Here is a 22138-nt window from a genome sequence, read left to right as displayed (position 1 = left end):
GCAGTAGCGGGTTGGTCTCGATAAAGATGTTATATCATAACGATTATTGGGCGATCGACCAGCCTGGAGCGTGCGTAGTGAGGCTGGCGAGTGACTGCCTGAAGTGCCTGCTGATCCACCATGCTGGGCAACGGCCTGCTGGTACAGGCTTAAGCTGCATGCACGATTAGACGTCAGCCTGACAATGGCGTATCAATATCAGGCGTCTTTCGCGTTTCTATCCCGGCAGAATCACTATGCAGTCCCTGTGTTCAGTCAATGCGCCCGGCAGCGCCAACGATGAGCGGCTCGAAGGCCTGCTGCGTCTGCTTGGCCGGTATTTCCATGCGGTCGCCGTACTGAGTGCCGGCACTGGTGCATCGCGGCGCATCTGGGCCAGCCATGCGCTGAGCGATGGGCAACGGACGGCGATTGACCAAGCCGGCACGCTTGCCTGGCCATTGCCGACACACGAGGGCAGGTCGCTCGGCACGCTGTACCTCGTGCGCGAGCAGCCGCTCGAGCTTGACGCCCGAGCGCGTGAAGCACTGCAGGATTTTGCCAACCTGGCCCACGACCTGATGGCGTGCGTCGCAGACCAGGCCTTTCAGCAGCATGAGATCGCCGCCCTGCGCGACAGTGAACGGCGCATGGCGCTGGCCATCGCGGGCAGCGGTACCGGCATCTGGGATCGCAACATCAGCACTGGCGAGATTCATTACTCCAGCAGCTGGAAGGCGCTGCTCGGCTATGCCGACCACGAGATTGGCAACCGCATCGAAGAGAGCTACGGCCGTGTGCATCCGGCTGACCTCGATTACGTGCGGGCCACCATCCAGGCGCATCTGGATCAGCGCACGGCGGCCTACGAAGTCGAGCACCGCCTGCGCTGCCGCGACGGCCACTACAAATGGGTGTGCAGTCGCGGCAAGGTGGTCGAGCGCGACAGGCAGGGTAAGCCACTGCGCATGGTTGGCACCACGACCGACATTACCGCCATGCGACGGTTATCCGAGCAGGTGCAGCAGACCGCCGCCCTGATGACCGATCTGACCACCGAAATTCCCGGCATGGTCTTCCAGTACCGCAGGCAAGCCGATGGAGAGTCGGCCTTCACCTACGTCAGCGCTGGCGCACAAGCCATCTGTGGCCTCAGCGCAATGCAACTGATGGCCGATGCCAGGACGCTCACAGAGGCTGTCCATCCGGATGACCGCATGGCCTTCATCGACTCCTTCGAACTGTCGGCCGAAGAGCTGACGCCCTGGCATCTGGAATTTCGCGTACAGGTCGCGGGGCAGGAAATCTGGTGCCTGGGGGAGGCCCGTCCGCGTCGTGAAGAGGATGGCAGCGTGATCTGGCACGGCTTCATGACTGATGTAACCACGCGCAAACAGATCGAGGCCGAGCTACAGGCTTTTGCCACCACCGACTTTCTCACTCAGCTCGCTAACCGCCGGCACTTCATGCGGCAGCTCGAGGCGGAACTGGCCCGCCTGCAACGTAACCCCGGGCAGAGTGCAGCGGTTCTGATGTTCGACCTGGACTACTTCAAGGCCATCAACGACCGCTGGGGGCACAACGTCGGCGACCAGGCCTTGCGTCACTTTGCGGGCATTCTCAGAGGTCAGCTGCGCAAGACCGACACCGCTGGCCGCCTGGGTGGCGAGGAGTTCGCCGTGGTGCTCAGCGAAGCGAATCTGGACAAGGCCATGCACTTCGCCACACGCATCCAGAGCGAGCTGGCCCGCACGCCCGTCCCGCATGCAGGCGAGCCGATCTTTTTGGCGGTCAGCGTTGGCATCTCCTCGCTCGATGCCAGCGATGCCAACGTAGAGGCCGCCCTGTCGCGCAGTGACATCGCCCTGTACTGTGCCAAGCGCGGCGGGCGCAATCGCATCGAACATCACTGAAACCCGGCCACCAGGAAGGGCAGAACTCATGGATGAACGCCAGCGACTGCAACGTGATGGTTATGTCCTGCTGCGCCAGGCCATTGCGCCCGAGTGGCTCGCTGGCCTGCGCAGCGCGTTCGATGCCGGCGTCAAACCAGCGGACCAATGGCCCGTACCGCGCAGCATGGATTACCGCCACTCGTTGCTGGACGACAATCCGAGCGTGCAGGCGGTGTGCCGTTTGCCGCAGGTATTGGCGGCGGTGGGGGCGTTGATCGGCGAAGTCTTCTTCCTGGCGCAAGTGGAAGGCCGCGAGCCTCTGCCGGGGCGTGGTCACCAGCGCCTGCACCGCGATCTTTCCATGCGCCGACCGGGGGATATCGCCAACGCCATGGCTTACTTCGACGACTACGGCCCCGACAATGGAGCGACCCGCCTCGTGCCCGGCAGCCACCGTCCGCAAGCAGCTTCGCCGGCGTTCGATTTCGACGATGAATCGGCTGTCATTCAGTTATCGGGCCGCGCGGGCGACATCCTGCTATTCGATGTCGACCTGGTGCATGCCGGCAGCCTCAACCCCAGCGGTGCCGCAGCATTCTGATCAGCTATTTCGCCGCGAGCCTGTATGAGGCACATCTGCAGAGCATGGCCCTGCGCGGTGTACGGATGGACACCCGCGAGCGCTTCGACCCCGCGAACATCATCTGGCCTCGAGCGGGTCGCTGCGCGCCGAGCTTGCCTGCTCAAGCCTTGGCTGGCACTTCATCAGGCGTAAGTGCAGAACTTCATTGAAGTCAGGCCACAGCACTCGCGGCCAGCACTGCACTGAGTGAGCCCCCGGTAACAGTTATGGCGCAGGTTGCCGTGCGATGATTGCCGCCTGTCTCGACGGGGGCGGTGTACACCTGTGGCCCACTGATTCACCCATTGGCCTGCATGCCAGGCAAACCTGCAGGGAACGCCCATGAAATTTCTGAAAAAACTGTTTGGACTCTCAGCCAAAGCGGCCCCCGAGATCGAACAAACGCCGGCCTCCGCGATGCCCATGACCGAAGGCGATGACCCCAACGCAGCCGCCAACCTGGTCGCCAGACTGGCCACTGGCGAATGCCTTGATCGACACTGGCAAACCGTCGGCAGCGTTGAGCGCGATGTGCTGACGTACCTCATCAGCCCGGCCTTCTCCGGTGGTGCGCAGTGGCCCTCGACACGCCAGGCGTACCGCATCGTACGCCGGGGCGAAGCCATCATCCTGGCGACCGAAGGCCTGTGCGATCCGTTCGACGATGTGCAGGACATGGGCAACGGCTTCGAAATGGAGCTGTTTCTGGAAAGCGCGGATATCCCCGAGCATGCCCGTGGCAAACCTGGCGAGGTCGACCCGCTGAAGGGCAGTTGGGCTTTCGAGCTGATCGAACATGTGGCCGCTACCGTGGCCGACGCTGGCGGCATCGTCCGGCAGATCGAGCAAGGCAGCTTGCACTGTGATGCGATCAAAACCTGCCACCTGGCGGGCGATAAAGCTGTAGTCGACCGGGTTGTCGACGAACACCTCGGACAATACCGACCACAGCCGGATACGTTCTGCGCGGGTCATGAGTCCTGATCCTGTATGCCGTGCCGCGACTGTATAGGCGCGTGCGCTGACTGGCCATCGTCGTTGGCTGCTGTGAAGTCGTGGCGGCATGTATCATCGTCGCCATGGCTGCGCGGCGCTGTCTGCGCGCGAGTAGTGTTTTCGTATCCGGGCCGCTTCAGGCAGGCCCGCTTTCTGCGAGTGATGACACCATGATCGAGGTAACCGAAGTTTCCATTGCCGAGCTGCGCGCCGCGCTGGAGTCCGGCCGCACCACGGTGGTCGAGCTGGTCAAGGCCTACCTGGCGCGTATTGACGCCTATGACGGCGCGGATACGCCGACCCGGCTCAACGCGGTGGTGGTGCGCAACCCCGATGCCTTGAAAGAGGCCGAAGCCTCCGATGCGCGCCGCGCCCGTGGTGAGACGCTGAGTCCGCTCGATGGCATCCCTTACACCGCCAAGGACAGCTACCTGGTCAAGGGCATGACGGCTGCCTCGGGCAGCCCGGCATTCAAGGATCTGGTGGCGCAGCGCGATGCCTTCACCATCGAGCGCCTGCGCGCGGCTGGCGCCATCTGCCTGGGCAAGACCAATATGCCGCCGATGGCCAATGGCGGCATGCAGCGCGGCGTCTATGGCCGTGCGGAAAGCCCCTATAACGCCGATTACCTGACCGCGCCGTTCGCTTCCGGCTCGTCCAATGGCGCCGGTACCGCCACCGCTGCCAGCTTCTGTGCCTTCGGCCTGGCCGAGGAAACCTGGTCCAGCGGACGCGGCCCGGCCTCGAACAACGGCCTGTGCGCCTACACACCGTCGCGCGGGGTGATCTCGGTGCGTGGCAACTGGCCGCTGACACCGACCATGGATGTGGTGGTGCCCTATGCCCGCAGCATGGCCGATCTTCTGGAAGTGCTGGATGTGGTGGTGGCCGATGATCCGGATACGCGTGGCGACCTCTGGCGCATGCAGCCCTGGGTGCCGATTCCGCGCGCTTCCGAGGTGCGCCCTGCGTCCTACCTGGCGCTGGCCGCCAAGGCCGACGCACTGCAAGGCAAGCGCCTCGGCGTGCCGAAGATGTTCATCAACAAGGATGGCCTGGCCGGCACCAGCGAGAATCCGGGCATTGGCGGGCCGACCGGCCAGCGCATTCATACCCGGCCAACGGTGATTGCCCTGTGGGAGGCGGCGCGCGAGGCGCTGGAAGCGGCCGGCGCCGAGGTGGTGGAGGTGGATTTCCCGCTGGTGTCGAACTGCGAGGGCGACCGACCCGGAGCGCCGACCGTGTTCAATCGCGGCATCGTCACCCCTGAGTTCCTCCATGACGAGCTGTGGGAGCTGAGCGGCTGGGCCTTCGACGACTTTCTGCGCGCCAATGGCGACCCCAAGCTCAACCGTCTGGCCGATGTCGATGGCCCGCAGATCTTCCCCCACGATCCGGGCACGCTGCCGAACCGCGAGGGCGATCTGGCGGCGGGGATGGACGAATACGTCAACATGGCCAAGCGCGGTATCAAACAGTGGGACCAGATCGCCACGTTACCCGATGGCCTTCGCGGTCTGGAGTACACGCGCAAGATCGACCTGGAGGACTGGATGGCGCAGCTGGGCCTGGATGCGGTGTTGTTCCCCACCGTGGCCGATGTCGGCCCGGCCGATGCCGACGTCAATCCGGCGTCCGCCGATATTGCCTGGAGCAATGGCGTGTGGGTGGCCAACGGCAACCTGGCGATTCGTCACCTGGGTGTGCCGACCGTCACCGTGCCGATGGGGGTGATGGCCGATATCGGCATGCCAGTCGGGCTGACCTTCGCCGGCCGTGCCTATGACGATTCGGCGTTGCTGCAACTGGCGGCAGCCTACGAATCCACCGGCAACAAGCGTCTGGTGCCGCCGCGTACGCCGGCGTTATGAGGTGACCGGTCGCCTGGGGTTGTAGGCCTGGTGCCCTCGCCGCGAAAAATTTTGCTCGAGCGTTGTGCAGGCGCGAGTGTGTCGGCCGGTTGCATGACCCGGGGAGGGCGCTTGCGGCGGTAACATCGCGCAGCCGAATGGGCGATTAGGGAACGTTGGTGCGCTGCGGCGCGGCCATTTCAGCGCCCAATAGAATGCTCGAGAAGCTTTGAGGCCAATGAATCGGGCTTTTGCTGTTTCATGGCCTGAGTATTGCTGCAGACATCCGTTTACCTTTTTGTGCTTGATCACTCCTTTTGCAGGCTGTCAATATCCGCGCCCTGAGCAGTCTGTGCTTCTGTAATTAGTTGTCGCATTGAGGAAATATCGCCTCATTGCCTGCCGCTAGAATGCCGCACACCCAGCCAAGGCCCCTTTGCCGCCCTCCACCACGACGGCGCAGCACCGCCTTCTACAATCCATAAAAGGCCCGGGCCCTCACTGCCATCGATGCCATACCCAATTCGAAGGAGCAAAGAATGAAGAAGATCGCACTGCTCGGCGCCCTGGCGCTGTCCCTGATGTCGCCCCTGGCCCTGGCTGAAAAACCGCTGCGCATTGGCATCGAGGCGGCATACCCGCCCTTCGCATTCAAGACGCCCGATGGCCAGATTGCCGGTTTCGACTACGACATCGGCAACGCCCTGTGCGAAGAGATGAAGGTCGAGTGCAAGTGGATCGAGCAGGAGTTCGACGGTCTGATCCCGGCACTGAAAGTGCGCAAGTTCGACGCCGTGCTGTCGTCCATGTCGATCACCGAAGACCGCAAGAAGTCCGTCGACTTCACCGGCAAGTACTACGCCACCCCAGCCAAGCTGGCGATGAAAGCCGGCACCGAGCTGAAAGATCCGCTGGTCGACCTGAAAGGCAAGAAGATCGGCGTGCAGCGCTCGTCCGTGTATGACCGTTACGCCACCGACATCTTCGCCCCGGCCGGCGCCGAAATCGTGCGCTACAGCTCGCAGAACGAAGTGTTCCTGGACATGCAGTCCGGCCGTCTGGACGCCACCCTGGCCGACTCGGTGAACATCGATGACGGTTTCCTCAAGACGGATGGCGGCAAGGGCTTTGCCTTCGTCGGCCCGGACTTCACCGACGTGAAGTATTTCGGCGAAGGCCAGGGCATCGCCGTGCGCAAGGGCGACAAGGCACTGGCTGACAAGATCAGTGCGGCCATTCTGGCCATTCGCGCCAACGGCAAGTACAAGGAAGTGCAGGACAAGTACTTCGACTTCGACGTTTACGGCGAGTAAACGCACCGAGGCAGATGAAGTGGCACTAACCTTTGCCGAGGTTGTGCCACTTTTTTCTTGGTTAGTCCGTAGGGCTCCGCTGCTCGCCTGAGCTGGCGGGCAGACAACATCCATTTTCTTTGTGCGATACGGCGCCACTCTGGTGCCTGAGAGGTATTGGCGCATGCTTCAAGGCTACGGCTCGACCATTCTCGACGGTGCCTGGCTTACCGTGCAGTTGGCGTTGCTGTCGATGGCGGTCGCCGTCGCGCTTGGCCTGCTTGGCGCGGCGTTTCGTCTGTCGCCGGTGAGATGGCTGGCGCTGCTGGGTGAGACCTATGCCACGGTGATTCGTGGCATTCCCGAGCTGGTGCTGATCCTGCTGATTTTCTTTGGCGGTCAGGATCTGGTGAATCGCATCGCTCCGTTACTGGGGCATGAGGACTACATCGACATCAACCCGTTCGTGGCCGGTGTCGGCACCTTGGGCTTCATTTACGGCGCCTATCTATCGGAGACCTTTCGTGGCGCCTTCATGGCGATCCCGAAAGGGCAGGCCGAGGCGGGGCAGGCCTATGGCATGAGCCCGCTGCGGGTGTTCTTGCGCATCCTCGTGCCGCAGATGATCCGCCTGGCGATTCCCGGCATCACCAACAACTGGCTGGTGCTGGTCAAGGCCACCGCGCTGATTTCCCTGGTCGGCCTGCAGGACATGATGGCCCGCGCCAAGAGCGCCGGTGATGCCACCCGTGAGCCGTTTACCTACATCCTCCTGGCGGCAGCGGTGTACCTGGCGATCACCAGTGTCTCGCTGCTGGTGCTGCGCTATCTCGAACGGCGCTATTCGGTCGGCGTGAAAGCCGCCGAACTCTGAGGGAGTGACCATGCTTTTCGATTACAACGTGGTACTCGACAGCTTGCCGCTGTATTTCGGCGGCGTGCTGGTGACCCTCAAGCTGCTGATCATCGCGCTGGCCGTGGGCCTGCTGCTGGCGGTGCCGCTGGCGATCATGCGCGTGTCCAGGCAAAAGCTGATCAACTTCCCGGCCTGGCTCTACACCTACGTGATCCGTGGCACGCCGATGCTGGTGCAGCTGTACCTGCTGTACTACGGCCTGGCCCAGTTCGAGGCCGTGCGCGAGAGTTTCCTGTGGCCTTACCTGTCCAGCGCCACCTTCTGCGCCTGCCTGGCCTTTGCCATCAACACCAGTGCCTACACTGCGGAAATCCTCGCGGGCAGCCTCAAGGCCACACCGCCCGGCGAGATCGAGGCGGCCAAGGCCATGGGCATGTCGCGCAGCAAGCTGTATCGGCGCATTCTGCTGCCGTCGGCGTTGCGCCGTGCGCTGCCGCAGTACAGCAATGAGGTGATCATGATGCTGCACACCACCAGCCTGGCCTCGGTGGTGACCCTGATCGACATCACCGGCGCGGCCAAGACTGTCAGCTCGCAGTACTACCTGCCGTTCGAGGCCTACGTCACTGCCGGCCTGTTCTACCTGGTACTCACCTTCATCCTGGTGCGCCTGTTCAAACTGGCCGAACGCCGCTGGCTGGCTTATCTGGCACCACGCAAGGCCTGATGCCATGACGATTGAAGAGAACCCGAACATGTACAAACTCGAAGTTCAGGACCTGCACAAGCGCTACGGCAGCCATGAGGTGATCAAGGGTGTGTCGATGGCGGCCAAGGCCGGCGACGTGATCAGCATCATCGGCTCCAGTGGCTCGGGCAAAAGTACCTTCCTGCGCTGCCTGAACCTGCTGGAACAGCCGCATGCCGGCAAGATCCTGCTCAACAACGAAGAACTGAAGCTGGTGCCGGCCAAGGATGGTTCCTTGCGCGCCGCCGATGCCAGGCAGTTGCAACGCATGCGCTCGCGCCTGGCCATGGTGTTCCAGCACTTCAACCTGTGGTCGCACATGAGCGCCCTGGAGAACGTCATGGAAGCGCCGGTGCATGTGCTGGGCATGAACAAGGCCGAAGTCCGTGACAAGGCCGAGCACTACCTGGCCAAGGTCGGCGTGGCGCACCGCAAGGACGCCTACCCGGCGCACATGAGCGGCGGCGAGCAGCAGCGCGTGGCCATCGCCCGTGCCCTGGCGATGGAGCCGGAAGTGATGCTGTTCGATGAGCCGACTTCGGCGCTCGACCCGGAGCTGGTCGGCGAAGTGCTCAAAGTGATGCAGGACCTGGCCGGTGAAGGCCGCACCATGGTGGTGGTGACCCACGAAATGGGTTTTGCCCGCGAGGTGTCGAACCAGTTGGTGTTCCTGCACAAAGGGCTGGTGGAAGAACGCGGTTGCCCGAGGGAAGTGCTGGCCAATCCGCAATCCGAGCGGCTCAAGCAGTTTCTTTCCGGCAGTCTCAAATAATAAGAAGCTAGACTGCGCACTTAACTGGTGCGTTGAACCTATTGAATAGACGCTAATGACCCCCCATCGAATCGGCTTTTTGTATTGGCCTGGCACCAAAGCCCTGACCCTGTCCCTGGCGGAGGAAGCGCTGCGTGTCGCTCAGCGCGTACACCCCGAAGTGGTGTACGAACTGGTGTTTCTTCAGGCCGAGCCGCTGGCGGCCGGTGACTGGCGTCTGCCGGGCGAGCCCTGGGCCGGGCATATGGACGGCCTGGACAAGCTGTTCCTGCTGGCCGATGCGCCGCCGGCGCAGGTGTCTGCTGGGCTGGCCGCTGCACTCAAGCAGCAGGTGCGCAGCGGCTGTGTGATTGGCGGGCTGTCAGCCGGGGTCTATCCGCTGGCGCAGCTCGGTCTGCTCGATGGTTACCGCGCGGCGGTGCACTGGCGCTGGCAGGATGATTTTTCCGAGCGCTTCCCCAAGGTCATCGCCACCAGCCATCTGTTCGACTGGGATCGTGATCGCCTGACCGCCTGCGGCGGCATGGCCGTGCTCGACTTGCTATTGGCGGTGCTGGCGCGTGATCACGGCGCCGAACTGGCCGGCGCGGTGAGCGAGGAACTGGTGGTCGAGCGTATTCGCGAGGGCGGTGAGCGCCAGCGTATTCCGCTGCAAAATCGCCTCGGCTCCAGCCACCCCAAGCTGACCCAGGCGGTGCTGCTGATGGAAGCCAACATCGAGGAGCCGCTGACCACCGACGAAATCGCCCAGCATGTCTGCGTGTCGCGTCGGCAACTGGAGCGCATCTTCAAGCAGTACCTCAATCGTGTGCCCAGTCAGTATTACCTGGAGCTGCGCCTGAACAAGGCACGCCAGCTCTTGATGCAGACCAGCAAGTCGATCATCCAGATCGGCCTCTCCTGCGGCTTCTCCTCGGGGCCGCATTTCTCCAGTGCCTACCGCAACTTCTTTGGCGCCACGCCGCGTGACGACCGCAACCAGCGCCGCAGCAACAGCCCGTTCGAGCTGACCTCGACGCCCGTCGAGCGCGGTTGATCCAGCTCGCTTCCATGCTGCGGTAGCCCGGATGAAATCCGGGGCGATCTGGTGCCGGCTCCGGATTTCCTCCGGGCTACGCGAGCAGGTTTTTCGATACCGACCGGTCAGCCTGCGGAGATTTTTTCCTACGGCGTGCTCCAGGTGGTGATCTGCGATTAAACTGCGCCTTTCCGACGCTTTCTGTCGCTTCGACGAAAACCCGTGGAAATCCTGGGGTGGCGCTGTAAGAAGTTGTCGCATGGCGACAATGCCGGCCCTGATTCAGTCCCTACAATCCTTGCATTCCCTGTCGTTTCGGGCGTTTTTTCGTCTGCCAACGGCCGGTATTTCTCATCAGGAGAGCTTTGATGTCCGTTCAGCACGATGCGGTGCAACGCGCCGACTTCGACCAGTTCATGGTCCCCAACTACGCCCCTGCTGCCTTCGTCCCCGTGCGCGGCCTGGGTTCGCGAGTCTGGGATGAGAGCGGTCGCGAGCTGATCGATTTCGCCGGCGGCATCGCCGTCAACGTGCTCGGCCACTGCCACCCTGCGCTGGTCGCCGCGCTGACCGAGCAGGCCAACACCCTCTGGCACATCTCCAACGTGTTCACCAACGAGCCGACCCTGCGCCTGGGCAAGAAGCTGGTCGAGGCGACCTTTGCCGAGCGCGTGTTCTTCTGCAACTCCGGCGCCGAGGCCAACGAAGCCGCGTTCAAGCTGGCGCGGCGTGTTGCCCATGACCGTTTCGGCCCGGACAAGCACGAGATCATCGCCGCCACCAACAGCTTCCACGGCCGCACCCTGTTCACCGTCAGCGTCGGTGGTCAGCCGAAGTATTCCGACGGTTTCGGGCCGAAGATCCAGGGCATCACCCATGTGCCGTACAACGATCTGGAGGCGCTGAAGGCTGCCATTTCCGACAAGACCTGCGCCGTGGTACTGGAGCCGATCCAGGGCGAGGGCGGCGTGCTGCCTGCCGAGAAGGCCTACCTGGAAGGCGCCCGTGCGCTGTGCGATGCGCACAATGCGCTGCTGGTGTTCGATGAAGTGCAGAGCGGCATGGGCCGCAGTGGCGAATTGTTCGCCTACATGCATTACGGCGTGGTGCCGGACATTCTCTCCAGCGCCAAGAGCCTGGGTGGCGGCTTCCCCATCGCGGCCATGCTCACCACCACCGAACTGGCCAAGCATTTTTCGCCTGGCACCCACGGCACCACCTACGGCGGCAACCCACTGGCCTGTGCGGTCGCTGAGGCGGTGCTGGACATCGTCAACACCCGTCAGACGCTGGACGGCGTCAAGGCCAAGAGCGAACAGTTCAAGACCCGCCTGCTGGCGCTCGGCAAGCAATACGGTCTGTTTGAGCAGGTACGTGGTATGGGCCTGCTGCTCGGCTGCGTGCTCAATGACAAGTGGCAGGGCAAGGCCAAGCAGGTGCTCGATGCTGCCACGGCCGAAGGCCTGATGATTCTGCAGGCTGGCCCGGACGTACTGCGTTTCGCCCCGAGCCTGGTGGTCGAAGACGCCGATATCGACGAAGGCCTGGCCCGTTTCGAACATGCGCTGAGCAAACTGACAGCGGCCTGAGGCCTTGCTGACTTATTGTGGGAGGGGCTTTAGCCGCGACGATCGTCGCTGCGACTGCATGGAGGCAGGCGATAGAGCGAAGCAGGATGCCCGAGCCGAAAGCGCCTCCCATGGTTGTTTGCCCGACCCGGGCTACGAATACCCTGTTTAGAAGGAGTGACCCCATGCTGGTGATGCGCCCCGCGCAAATGGCAGACCTGGCTCATGTGCAGCGTCTGGCTGCTGACAGCCCGGTCGGCGTCACTTCGCTGCCCGATGACGCGGAGCGCCTGGGTGACAAGATCGTCGCATCGGAGTCGTCTTTCTCTGCCGAAGTCAGCTTCAATGGTGAGGAAACCTACTTCTTCGTCCTCGAGGACACGACCAGCGGGCGGCTCGTCGGTTGCTCCGGCATCGTCGCCTCGGCTGGTTATTCCGAGCCGTTCTACAGCTTTCGCAACGAAACCTTCGTGCATCATTCGCGCGAGCTGAAGATCCATAACAAGATTCACGTCTTGTCGCTGTGTCATGACCTCACCGGCAACAGCCTGCTCACCAGTTTCTATGTCGAGCGACCGCTGGTCTCGACCGTGTTCGCCGAACTCAACTCGCGCGGTCGTCTGCTGTTCATGGCCAGTCATCCTGAGCGTTTCGCCGATGCCGTGGTGGTGGAAATCGTCGGCCATAGCGACGAGAACGGTGATTCGCCGTTCTGGGATGCGGTGGGGCGCAATTTCTTCGACATGAACTATGCCGAGGCCGAGCGTCTGTGTGGGCTGAAGAGTCGCACCTTCCTCGCCGAGTTGATGCCGCATTATCCGATCTATGTGCCGCTGCTCTCGGACGAGGCGCAGGAGGCCATGGGCCAGGTGCACCCGCGTGCGCAGATCACCTTCGACATCCTCATGCGCGAAGGCTTCGAGACCGATCACTACATCGACATCTTCGACGGTGGCCCGACCCTGCATGCGCGTACTTCGGGTATCCGCAGCATCGCGCAGAGCCGTCTGGTGCCGGTGAGAATCGGCGAGGCCGAAGCCGGTGGTCGTCAGTATCTGGTCAGCAACGGCCAACTGCAGGATTTTCGCGCCATCGTCGCCGATCTCGACTGGGTGCCGGGCAAGCCCGTGACCCTCAGCGTCGAAGCCGCCGAAGTGCTCGGCGTGGGCGAAGGCGGCAGTGTCAGGTTGGTGGCGGTTTGAATCCAGGCGACACGCTGCACGTTACAAGCCTTTGTGGCTGCTGACCTGTGGCTTGTGGCTAATAGCTGATCCGGAGGATCACATGATTGTTCGTCCCGTGCGCAGTGCCGACTTGCCGGCGCTGATCGATCTGGCTCGCAGCACCGGCGCCGGCCTGACCACCTTGCCGGCCAACGAAGAGCGTCTGGCGCAGCGGGTTGGCTGGGCGGAAAAGGCGTTTCGCGGTGAGGCTGTGCGTGCCGATGCCGACTACCTGTTCGTGCTCGAAGACGATGCCGGCAAGGTGGTGGGCATTTCTGCCGTGGCTGGTGCTGTCGGCCTGCGTGAGCCCTGGTACAACTACCGGGTCGGTTTGACCGTGACCGCCTCGCAGGAACTGGATATCCATCGGACGATTCCGACCCTGTTCATGGCCAATGACCTGACCGGCAACTCCGAGTTGTGCTCGCTGTTCCTGCATGCCGATCATCGCAGCGGGCTCAATGGTCGCCTGCTGTCCAAGGCGCGTTTTCTGTTCATCGCCGAGTTTCGTGAACTGTTTGGCGACAAGGTGATCGCTGAGATGCGCGGCATGTCCGACGAGCGTGGCCGTTCACCGTTCTGGGAAAGCCTCGGCCGGCATTTCTTCAAGATGGAATTTTCCCAGGCCGACTACCTCACCGGCGTTGGCAACAAGGCCTTCATCGCCGAGCTGATGCCCAAGTTCCCGCTCTATACCTGCTTCCTCTCCGACGATGCGCGGGCGGTGATCGGTCGCGTGCACCCGGACACCGAGCCGGCGCTGGCCATGCTCAAGGCCGAGGGCTTCAGTTATCAGGGCTACGTCGACATCTTCGATGCCGGCCCGGCCATCGAGGCACAAACCGCGAAGATTCGCGCCGTGCGTGATAGCCAGCATCTGGTGCTGGCCATCGGCACGCCGGGCGATGACGCCGAGCCGTTTCTGGTGCACAACCGCAAGCGGCAGGACTGCCGCATCACGGCTGCGCCGGCGCGCCTTGCGGCTGGCACCCTGGTGGTCGCCCCGGAGACAGCCAAGCGTCTGCGCCTGACCGTCGGCGATGTGGTGCGTGCCGTGCCGCTGGCGGCACACGGCTGAATCATGAGTTTTGCGCGGCGGCCCGAGTGGCTGTCGTTGAATGCTGGGAGTGGTAGAACAAGATGAACACTCATTACATCGCCGGGCAGTGGCAGCCGGGGCAGGGCGAGCTGCTGCAATCGCTCGACCCGGTTGCTCAGAGCGTGCTGTGGCAGGGCCAGAGCGCCACGGCGGCGCAGGTCGATGCGGCCGTTGCCGCTGCACGTGGCGCCTTCTCGCAGTGGGCTGCCTACTCGCTGGATGGCCGTATCGCCGTACTGGAGCGTTTCGCCGCCTGCCTGAAGGCGCGTGCCGACGAAGTGGCCCGAACCATTGGCGAGGAGACCGGCAAGCCGCTGTGGGAAGCGGCCACCGAAGTGAACAGCATGGTCGGCAAGGTGGCCATTTCCATCCAGAGCTACCGTGAACGCACCGGTGAAAAGAGCGGCCCATTGGGCGACGCCACCGCTGTGTTGCGGCACAAACCACATGGCGTGGTGGCGGTATTCGGCCCCTACAACTTCCCCGGTCACCTGCCCAACGGCCATATCGTGCCGGCACTGCTGGCGGGCAATTGCGTGCTGTTCAAACCCAGCGAGCTGACGCCGAAGGTGGCCGAGCTGACCGTGCAATGCTGGATCGAGGCCGGGCTGCCGGCAGGCGTACTCAGCCTGCTGCAGGGCGGTCGTGAAACCGGCATCGCCCTGGCTGGCCACCCTGGTATCGACGGGGTGTTCTTCACGGGTTCCAGTCGCACCGGCAACCTGTTGCACGCCCAGTTCGCCGGGCGCCCGGACAAGATCCTGGCGCTGGAGATGGGCGGCAACAACCCGCTGATCGTCGATCAGGTGGCTGATGTCGACGCTGCCGTGTACACCATCATCCAGTCTGCGTTTATCTCGGCTGGTCAGCGCTGTACCTGCGCACGGCGCCTGCTGGTGCCGCAAGGGGCGTGGGGTGATGCGCTGCTGGCGCGCCTGGTGCAGGTCGCCGGACAGCTCAGGGTGGGGCGTTTCGATGAGCAGCCGGCGCCGTTCATGGGTTCGGTGATTTCCCTGCAGGCCGCCGCGCAGTTGATGCAGGCGCAGCAGCAGTTGCTCGCCAAGGGCGCCACGGCCTTGCTGGCGATGACCCAACCGCAGGCAGGTGCTGCGCTGCTGACGCCCGGCATCCTCGATGTCACGGCCGTGCATGAGCGTGCCGATGAGGAGTTTTTCGGCCCGCTGTTGCAGGTGATCCGCTACGACCATTTCGAGTCGGCCATCGCCGAAGCCAACGCCACGGTTTACGGGCTGGCGGCGGGGCTGTTGTCCGACTCGCGGGCGCGCTTCGAGCAGTTCTGGCTGCATAGCCGTGCTGGCATCGTCAACTGGAACAAGCAGCTCACCGGCGCTGCCAGCACCGCGCCGTTCGGTGGTATCGGCGCGTCCGGCAACCACCGCGCCAGCGCCTACTACGCAGCGGATTACTGTGCCTACCCGGTGGCCGGGCTGGAAAGCGAAAGCCTGGTCCTGCCCGCGACCCTGACGCCGGGAGTGACCCTGTGATGACTGCCTATGAAATGAATTTCGATGGCCTGGTCGGGCCGACGCATAACTACGGCGGCCTGTCCTACGGCAACGTCGCCTCGCAGAGCAACAGCCAGGCCGTGTCGAACCCCCAGGAAGCGGCCAGGCAGGGTTTGGCGAAGATGAAAGCGTTGATGGACATGGGCTTCAAGCAGGGCGTATTGGCCCCGCAGGAGCGTCCCGCCGTCGCTGAGCTGCGTCGCCTGGGGTTTGCCGGCAGCGATGCCGAGGTGATCCAGCGCGCCGCCCGCGAGGCCATGCCGCTGCTCGTGGCGAGTTGCTCGGCCTCGAGCATGTGGACAGCCAACGCCTGCACCGTCAGCCCCAGCGCCGATACGGCCGATAGGCGCGTGCATTTCACCGCCGCCAACCTCAATTGCAAGTTCCACCGCAGCATCGAGCACCCGACCACCAGCCGCGTGTTGCAGGCGATGTTCGCCAGTCAGGCGCACTTTGCCCATCATCCGGCGCTGCCGGCGGTGATGCAGTTCGGTGACGAAGGGGCGGCCAACCACACGCGCTTCTGCAAGGGTTATGGCGATGCCGGCGTGGAGTTTTTCGTCTACGGGCGCAGCGCCTTCGATACCCGCTACCCGGCGCCGGCGCGCTATCCCGCGCGACAGACTTTGGAGGCCAGCCAGGCCGTCGCCCGCTTGCACGGGCTGAGCGAAGCGGGTGTGGTCTATGCCCAGCAGAACCCGGCAGTGATCGATCAGGGCGTGTTCCACAACGACGTGATCGCCGTGGGTAACGGTGAGGTGCTGTTCTATCACCAGGACGCCTTCCTGAATACTGACAAGGTTTTGGCCGAACTGGGCGACAAGCTGGCGCGGCGTGGCGGTAATTTCCAGGCGGTGTGCGTGCCGGGCTCGGCTGTCAGCGTGCAGGATGCGGTGCGCTCCTATCTGTTCAACAGCCAGCTGCTGACGCGTGCCGATGGCAGCATGTTGCTGATCGTGCCGGAAGAGTGCCGCAACAACGCCAGCGTCTGGCGTTACCTGCAGCAATTGACCGCCAGCGGCGGGCCTATCCGCGAGGTGCGTGTGTTTGACCTCAAGCAGAGCATGCAGAACGGCGGTGGCCCGGCCTGCCTGCGACTGCGCGTGGCACTCAATGAGCAGGAGCTGGCGGCGGTCAATCCAGGCGTGGTGATAAGCGACGCGTTGCACGACACCCTGGTAGCCTGGGTCGACAAGCACTACCGCGATCGTTTGAGCGAAGCCGACCTGGCTGACCCGCAATTGCTCAATGAATGCCGCACGGCATTGGATGAACTGACACAGATCCTTAAACTGGGCTCGGTCTATCCTTTCCAGATAGCCTGAACCTGACCGCGATTCCCGGAGATTGTATGAGCGACGCGCTGCAACTGATTCTTGAAGACACCGACGGCACCCAACTGGAAACGTCCTGCACCCGCTTTGCCGTGGTCTGGCAGGGCAAGGAATTGTGGGTACAGGCCGTTGGCGATCAGTTGCTGATCGGCGTCGATGTCGAGGAGGGCGATACCGAGTACGCCAACCTGCTGCTGCGTCCGCAGGCCACCAACCTGGTCAGCCTGCAACTGGAGATGGAGCCGGTGGAGCAGGACGAGGATGATCATGTTCACGGCCCGGACTGCAACCACTGATCAGGCCCTGTAGGGTGGGCCGCCCGGCCCACCCCACCAAGAGGCTGCGAACCAAGGAGTGCCCATGCTTGCCCTTGGCAAACTGCTTGAGCTGACCCTGGCCGGCCACGAGCCGTCGGCGAAGATTCAACTGACCCCCGATGGCACGCGCTTGCGCTGGCTCGATGAAGGCGCGCTGGAGGTGACCCCGCCAGCTGCGCGCGACAATGGCCTAGACCTGCTGCTGTCGGCCGGTATCCACGGTAACGAAACCGCGCCTATCGAGCTGCTCGACCGGCTGCTGCGCGGTATCGCGCGCAACGAGCTGCACCCGGCAGCGCGCATTCTTTTTCTGTTCGGCAACCCCGAGGCCATGCGCCGGGGCGAGCGTTACGTCGAACAGGACCTCAATCGCCTGTTCAGCGGTCGTCATGAGCAGTCCAGCGGTTTCGAGGCCATCCGTGCCTGCGACCTGGAACACCTGTGCGTCAACTTCTTTGGCAAGGATAGCGGCCGCACACGCCTGCACTACGACCTGCATACCGCCATTCGCGCCTCGAAGATCGAGCAGTTCGCCCTCTATCCGTGGCAGGAAGGTCGCGCCCACTCGCGCCGCGAGCTGCAGCGTCTGCGCGCTGCCGGTATCGAGGCAGTGCTGCTGCAGAACAAGGCATCGACCACCTTCAGTGCCTACACCTATGCGAAACTCGGCGCCGAGGCCTTCACCCTGGAGCTGGGCAAGGCGCGTGCCTTCGGCCAGAACGAGCTGGTCAATCTCGACCTGTTGGAAAACACGCTGCAGGCGTTGATCGAAGGGCGTGAAGTGATCCCTGCTGAGCCGGCGCTCGACGGCATGCAGTTGTTCGCTGTGTCGCGCGAAGTGATCAAGCACAGCGACAGCTTCCAGTTGCACCTGCCGGCGGATATCGAGAACTTCACCGAGCTGGCGCCCGGCTACCTGCTCGCCGAGGATATCGCCGATACCCGCTGGATCGTGGAGGAGCGGGGCGCGCGGATCATTTTCCCCAATCCCAAGGTCAAGAACGGCCTGCGCGCCGCCATCCTGATCGTGCCCGACGATGGCGCCGGTCTGGCGTAGCCCGGATGCAATCCGGGGATGACCGGCACATTTTCCCCGGATTGCATCCGGGCTACGGTGTCGACAAGTGGCTTTATCGCGCAACTGTATCTTTCACCGCCCGAGCGACCTCATTAGCATGAGCCTTTCGCCAATTGCCGGGAAAGCCTGTCATGCACCTGATCGACCTGCGTAGCGACACCGTCACTCAACCTACCGCCGCCATGCGCGAGGCCATGCTGACGGCTGAACTGGGCGATGACGTGTATGGCGAAGACCCCACGGCCAATCATCTGGAATCCTGGCTGGCCAATGAGCTGGGTTTCGCGGCGGCGCTATTCGTGCCCACCGGCACCATGAGCAACCTACTCGGCCTGATGGCCCACTGCGAGCGCGGTGACGAGTACATCGTCGGCCAGCAGGCGCACACCTATAAATACGAAGGTGGCGGTGCCGCCGTGCTCGGTTCCATCCAGCCACAGCCAATCGAAGGCGAGGTCGACGGCTCGCTGGATCTGGCCAAGGTCGAAGCGGCGATCAAACAGGACGACTTTCACTTCGCCCGTACTCGCCTGCTGGCCCTGGAAAACACCATGCAGGGCAAGGTGCTGCCGCTCGATTATCTGGCCGCTGCGCGTGAGCTGACGCACCGTCGTGGCTTGAGCCTGCATCTGGATGGCGCCCGCCTGTACAACGCGGCAGTCAAGCTTGGGGTGCCGGCTCGCGAAATCACCCGGCACTTCGACTCGGTGTCGGTGTGCCTGTCCAAGGGGCTCGGCGCACCGGTCGGCTCGGTGCTCTGTGGCAGCGCGGCGCTGATCGCCAAGGCGCGCCGTCTGCGCAAGATGGTCGGTGGCGGCATGCGTCAGGCTGGCGTTCTGGCGGCGGCGGGGCTGTATGCGCTGCAGTATCAGGTCGAGCGCCTAGCAGAGGATCACGCCAAGGCCGCGCATCTGGGCGAGGCGCTCAGTGAGCTGGGCTACAGCGTCGAGCCGGTACAGACCAATATGGTCTATGTGCAGCTCGGTGAGCGTGCTGGCGCGATCAAGGCCTTTATGGCTGAGCGCGGCATCGCCGTCACGGCGGCGCCGCGCCTGCGCCTGGTGACCCACCTGGGTGTGGGCAGCGCAGGTATCGAGCAGGTGATCGAGGCATTCGCCGCTTTCCGCTCTCATTGAGCAAGATGCCGACAGTTCATAGCTGTCGGCTATCAACAAGGTACTAGCCGCAGGCGACAGGCCCGATATAATGCGGCCCTTTGCCGGCTTTTGCCGTGGCCGCCTGATTCCGTGGATATCCCTATGAAAAGCGCAGAAATCCGTGAAGCCTTCCTGAGCTTCTTCGAAGAAAAAGGGCACACCCGTGTCGCTTCCAGCTCGCTGATTCCGGCGAACGACCCGACCCTGCTGTTCACCAATGCGGGCATGAACCAGTTCAAGGACTGCTTCCTGGGCCTGGAGAAGCGCGCCTACACCCGCGCCACCACCAGCCAGAAGTGCGTGCGTGCCGGCGGCAAGCACAACGACCTGGAAAACGTCGGCTACACCGCACGTCACCACACTTTCTTCGAAATGCTGGGCAACTTCAGCTTCGGCGACTATTTCAAGCGTGATGCCATCCATTACGCCTGGGAATTCCTGACCTCCGACAAGTGGCTGAACCTGCCCAAGGAAAAGCTCTGGGTCACCGTCTACGCCACCGATGACGAAGCCTACGACATCTGGAACAAGGAAATTGGTGTTCCACCCGAGCGCATGATCCGCATCGGCGACAACAAGGGCGCGCCATACGCTTCCGACAACTTCTGGGCGATGGGCGACACCGGCCCGTGCGGCCCTTGCACCGAGATTTTCTTCGACCACGGCGAGCACATTTGGGGTGGCCCACCCGGCAGCCCGGAAGAAGATGGCGACCGCTACATCGAGATCTGGAACAACGTGTTCATGCAGTTCAACCGCACTGCAGACGGCGTGCTGCACCCGCTGCCGGCACCGAGCGTGGACACCGGCATGGGCCTGGAGCGCATCAGCGCCGTGCTGCAGCACGTCAACTCGAACTACGAGATCGACCTGTTCCAGAGCCTGCTGAACGCTTCGGCCAAGGCCATCGGCTGCGCCAACGAAGGCCAGGCTTCGCTGAAGGTGGTGGCGGATCACATCCGCTCCTGCGGCTTCCTGATTGCCGACGGCGTCACGCCGTCCAACGAAGGTCGTGGCTACGTGCTGCGCCGCATCGTTCGTCGCGCCTGCCGTCACGGTAACAAGCTGGGCGCCAAGGGCAGCTTCTTCTACCAGATCGTCGCCGCGCTGGTGGCTGAGATGGGCGAAGCCTTCCCCGAACTCAAGCAGCAGCAGGCGCACATCGAACGCGTGCTGAAGACCGAAGAAGAGCAGTTCGCCAAGACCCTGGAGCAGGGCCTGAAGATCCTCGAGCAGGATCTGGCCGAGCTCAAGGGCAATGTCATTCCTGGCGACGTGGTGTTCAAGCTGTACGATACCTACGGTTTCCCGGTTGACCTGACCGCCGATATCGCCCGCGAGCGTGAGCTGTCGGTGGACGAAGAAGGTTTCGAGCGCGAGATGGAAGCGCAGCGCGAGCGCGCCCGTTCCGCCAGTGCCTTCGGCATGGATTACAACTCGCTGGTCAAGGTCGACGCCGACACCCGCTTCCTCGGTTACGAAGGCACCAGCGGCAGCGGCAAGATCATCGCCCTGTTCAAGGCTGGCACTGCCGTCGACAGCCTCGCCGAAGGCGAGGAGGGCGTGGTGGTGCTGGATCAGACCCCGTTCTACGCTGAGTCCGGTGGTCAGGTTGGCGACTGCGGCTACCTGGAAAGTGCTGGCGTACGCTTCGACGTACGCGACACCACCAAGGCCGGTGGCGCCTTCCTGCACCATGGTGTAGTGGCCAAGGGCGGCCTGAGTGTCGGCACCAGCGTCAAGGCTGAAGCCGAAGCCGGCGTGCGCCAGGCTACCGCGCTGAACCACTCTGCTACCCACCTGTTGCACGCCGCGTTGCGTCAGGTGCTGGGCGAGCACGTGCAGCAGAAGGGCTCGCTGGTCGACAGTCAGCGCCTGCGTTTCGACTTCAGCCACTTCGAGGCGATCAAGCCCGAGCAGATCAAACAGCTGGAAGACATCGTCAACGCCGAGATTCGCAAGAACTCCGAGGTCGAGACCGAAGAAACCGATATCGAAACCGCCAAGGCCAAGGGCGCCATGGCGCTGTTCGGCGAGAAGTACGGTGATCAGGTGCGTGTGCTGAGCATGGGCGACGACTTCTCCGTCGAGCTGTGCGGCGGTACCCACGTATCGCGTACCGGCGACATCGGCCTGTTCAAGATCACCAGCGAAGGCGGCGTGGCCGCTGGCGTACGGCGTATCGAAGCGGTCACCGGCGCGCAAGCGCTGGCCTGGCTCAATGGCGCCGAGGAGCAGCTCAAGGAAGCCGCCTCTCTGGTCAAGGGCAGCCGCGACAACGTGCTGGACAAGCTCTCGGCGCTGATTGAGCGCAACCGTCAGCTGGAAAAGGAGCTGGAGCAGCTCAAGGCCAAGGCCGCCAGCGCGGCCGGTAACGACCTGGCCGGCTCGGCCGTGGACGTGAAGGGCACCAAGGTGCTGGCTGCGCGTCTCGATGGCATGGATGGCAAGGCGCTGCTGGCGCTGGTCGATCAACTGAAGAACAAGCTGGGCAGCGCTGTGATTCTGCTCGGCGGCGTGTTCGACGAGAAGGTGGTGCTGGTCGCCGGTGTGACCCAGGATCTGACCGCCAAGCTCAAGGCAGGTGACCTGATGCGTCAGGCCGCTGCGGTCGTGGGCGGCAAGGGCGGTGGTCGCCCGGACATGGCTCAGGGCGGCGGCGTCGATGCCAGCAAACTGGATGAAGCCCTGGCCCTGGCCGCCACCCTGGTCGAGCAGGCTTCGTAACGAGCGAGAAAGCGAGGCCCGCAGTGCGTCCGGCGGGCCTTGGCAGTATGACCCGATGCGGGTTTAATGGGCGCCCTTCGA

At 63.4% G+C, this 22138-nt stretch carries 17 protein-coding genes and 1 pseudogene; all 18 read left to right on the top strand.

Going from position 1 to position 22138, the window contains the following annotated elements; all coding sequences use genetic code 11:
* Positions 1–236: 236 nt before the first annotated feature.
* The 18 genes and pseudogenes from J7655_RS13745 to alaS all read left to right on the top strand — a co-directional run bounded on the left by J7655_RS13745 (position 237) and on the right by alaS (position 22057).
* Complete coding sequence (locus J7655_RS13745; RefSeq protein ID WP_230924925.1) at positions 237–1892, top strand: sensor domain-containing diguanylate cyclase; 1656 nt, start codon at positions 237–239, stop codon at positions 1890–1892.
* 28 nt (positions 1893–1920) lie between these two features.
* Positions 1921–2666: pseudogene (locus tag J7655_RS13740) on the top strand (phytanoyl-CoA dioxygenase family protein).
* Between the two features lie 172 nt (positions 2667–2838).
* A complete protein-coding gene (locus tag J7655_RS13735; RefSeq protein ID WP_230924924.1) occupies positions 2839–3480 on the top strand; it encodes a Suppressor of fused protein (SUFU) in 642 nt (213 codons plus the stop codon).
* Between the two features lie 182 nt (positions 3481–3662).
* Positions 3663–5363 (top strand): amidase, encoded by a 1701-nt coding sequence (locus J7655_RS13730; protein ID WP_230924923.1) that lies wholly within the window; start codon positions 3663–3665, stop codon positions 5361–5363.
* 518 nt (positions 5364–5881) lie between these two features.
* The gene (locus J7655_RS13725; protein ID WP_197855872.1) at positions 5882–6655 is read left to right on the top strand and encodes an ABC transporter substrate-binding protein; all 774 of its coding nucleotides are present in this window, start codon (positions 5882–5884) and stop codon (positions 6653–6655) included.
* 163 nt (positions 6656–6818) lie between these two features.
* Positions 6819–7508 (top strand): ABC transporter permease, encoded by a 690-nt coding sequence (locus J7655_RS13720; protein WP_230924922.1) that lies wholly within the window; start codon positions 6819–6821, stop codon positions 7506–7508.
* Positions 7509–7518: 10 nt separating this feature from the next.
* Positions 7519–8217, top strand: a complete 699-nt coding sequence (locus tag J7655_RS13715) for an ABC transporter permease (RefSeq protein ID WP_230924921.1) — start codon at positions 7519–7521, stop codon at positions 8215–8217.
* 28 nt (positions 8218–8245) lie between these two features.
* Positions 8246–9010 (top strand): ABC transporter ATP-binding protein, encoded by a 765-nt coding sequence (locus J7655_RS13710; protein WP_230927726.1) that lies wholly within the window; start codon positions 8246–8248, stop codon positions 9008–9010.
* A gap of 55 nt (positions 9011–9065) precedes the next feature.
* Positions 9066–10046 carry a transcriptional regulator ArgR gene (argR, locus tag J7655_RS13705; protein WP_230924920.1) on the top strand — a complete coding sequence of 327 codons (981 nt, stop codon included), beginning with the start codon at positions 9066–9068 and terminating at the stop codon, positions 10044–10046.
* Between the two features lie 350 nt (positions 10047–10396).
* A complete protein-coding gene (locus tag J7655_RS13700; protein ID WP_230924919.1) occupies positions 10397–11617 on the top strand; it encodes an aspartate aminotransferase family protein in 1221 nt (406 codons plus the stop codon).
* Positions 11618–11781: 164 nt separating this feature from the next.
* Entirely contained in the window at positions 11782–12798 is a 1017-nt protein-coding gene (aruF, locus tag J7655_RS13695; protein ID WP_230924918.1) for an arginine/ornithine succinyltransferase subunit alpha, read from the top strand.
* A gap of 82 nt (positions 12799–12880) precedes the next feature.
* The gene (gene astA / locus J7655_RS13690) at positions 12881–13897 is read left to right on the top strand and encodes an arginine N-succinyltransferase (protein WP_230924917.1); all 1017 of its coding nucleotides are present in this window, start codon (positions 12881–12883) and stop codon (positions 13895–13897) included.
* A 62-nt stretch (positions 13898–13959) separates the two neighbouring features.
* The gene (gene astD, locus J7655_RS13685) at positions 13960–15423 is read left to right on the top strand and encodes a succinylglutamate-semialdehyde dehydrogenase (protein WP_230924916.1); all 1464 of its coding nucleotides are present in this window, start codon (positions 13960–13962) and stop codon (positions 15421–15423) included.
* On the top strand, positions 15423–16769 hold the full coding sequence (gene astB, locus J7655_RS13680; protein ID WP_230924915.1) for an N-succinylarginine dihydrolase: 1347 nt from the start codon (positions 15423–15425) through the stop codon (positions 16767–16769). Before astD ends, astB begins: the two co-directional genes overlap by 1 nt.
* 26 nt (positions 16770–16795) lie before the next feature.
* Positions 16796–17074, top strand: coding sequence for a topoisomerase II (locus tag J7655_RS13675; protein WP_230924914.1), 279 nt, complete (start codon positions 16796–16798; stop codon positions 17072–17074).
* A gap of 64 nt (positions 17075–17138) precedes the next feature.
* Positions 17139–18152, top strand: a complete 1014-nt coding sequence (gene astE, locus J7655_RS13670; protein ID WP_230924913.1) for a succinylglutamate desuccinylase — start codon at positions 17139–17141, stop codon at positions 18150–18152.
* A 152-nt stretch (positions 18153–18304) separates the two neighbouring features.
* Entirely contained in the window at positions 18305–19309 is a 1005-nt protein-coding gene (gene ltaE, locus J7655_RS13665) for a low-specificity L-threonine aldolase (protein WP_230924912.1), read from the top strand.
* Positions 19310–19432: 123 nt separating this feature from the next.
* A complete protein-coding gene (alaS, locus tag J7655_RS13660) occupies positions 19433–22057 on the top strand; it encodes an alanine--tRNA ligase (protein ID WP_230924911.1) in 2625 nt (874 codons plus the stop codon).
* Positions 22058–22138: the final 81 nt, after the last annotated feature.

Origin of the sequence: Pseudomonas wenzhouensis (assembly GCF_021029445.1) — a bacterium.
Classification (GTDB): domain Bacteria; phylum Pseudomonadota; class Gammaproteobacteria; order Pseudomonadales; family Pseudomonadaceae; genus Aquipseudomonas; species Aquipseudomonas wenzhouensis.
This window is presented reverse-complemented; position numbering and strand designations above follow the sequence as displayed.

Coding starts and splice junctions, on each gene's coding strand:
- J7655_RS13745 (WP_230924925.1), top strand. CDS start 237: ATGCAGTCCCTGTGTTCAGTCAATGCGCCCGGCAGCGCCAACGATGAG.
- J7655_RS13735 (WP_230924924.1), top strand. CDS start 2,839: ATGAAATTTCTGAAAAAACTGTTTGGACTCTCAGCCAAAGCGGCCCCC.
- J7655_RS13730 (WP_230924923.1), top strand. CDS start 3,663: ATGATCGAGGTAACCGAAGTTTCCATTGCCGAGCTGCGCGCCGCGCTG.
- J7655_RS13725 (WP_197855872.1), top strand. CDS start 5,882: ATGAAGAAGATCGCACTGCTCGGCGCCCTGGCGCTGTCCCTGATGTCG.
- J7655_RS13720 (WP_230924922.1), top strand. CDS start 6,819: ATGCTTCAAGGCTACGGCTCGACCATTCTCGACGGTGCCTGGCTTACC.
- J7655_RS13715 (WP_230924921.1), top strand. CDS start 7,519: ATGCTTTTCGATTACAACGTGGTACTCGACAGCTTGCCGCTGTATTTC.
- J7655_RS13710 (WP_230927726.1), top strand. CDS start 8,246: ATGTACAAACTCGAAGTTCAGGACCTGCACAAGCGCTACGGCAGCCAT.
- argR (WP_230924920.1), top strand. CDS start 9,066: ATGACCCCCCATCGAATCGGCTTTTTGTATTGGCCTGGCACCAAAGCC.
- J7655_RS13700 (WP_230924919.1), top strand. CDS start 10,397: ATGTCCGTTCAGCACGATGCGGTGCAACGCGCCGACTTCGACCAGTTC.
- aruF (WP_230924918.1), top strand. CDS start 11,782: ATGCTGGTGATGCGCCCCGCGCAAATGGCAGACCTGGCTCATGTGCAG.
- astA (WP_230924917.1), top strand. CDS start 12,881: ATGATTGTTCGTCCCGTGCGCAGTGCCGACTTGCCGGCGCTGATCGAT.
- astD (WP_230924916.1), top strand. CDS start 13,960: ATGAACACTCATTACATCGCCGGGCAGTGGCAGCCGGGGCAGGGCGAG.
- astB (WP_230924915.1), top strand. CDS start 15,423: ATGACTGCCTATGAAATGAATTTCGATGGCCTGGTCGGGCCGACGCAT.
- J7655_RS13675 (WP_230924914.1), top strand. CDS start 16,796: ATGAGCGACGCGCTGCAACTGATTCTTGAAGACACCGACGGCACCCAA.
- astE (WP_230924913.1), top strand. CDS start 17,139: ATGCTTGCCCTTGGCAAACTGCTTGAGCTGACCCTGGCCGGCCACGAG.
- ltaE (WP_230924912.1), top strand. CDS start 18,305: ATGCACCTGATCGACCTGCGTAGCGACACCGTCACTCAACCTACCGCC.
- alaS (WP_230924911.1), top strand. CDS start 19,433: ATGAAAAGCGCAGAAATCCGTGAAGCCTTCCTGAGCTTCTTCGAAGAA.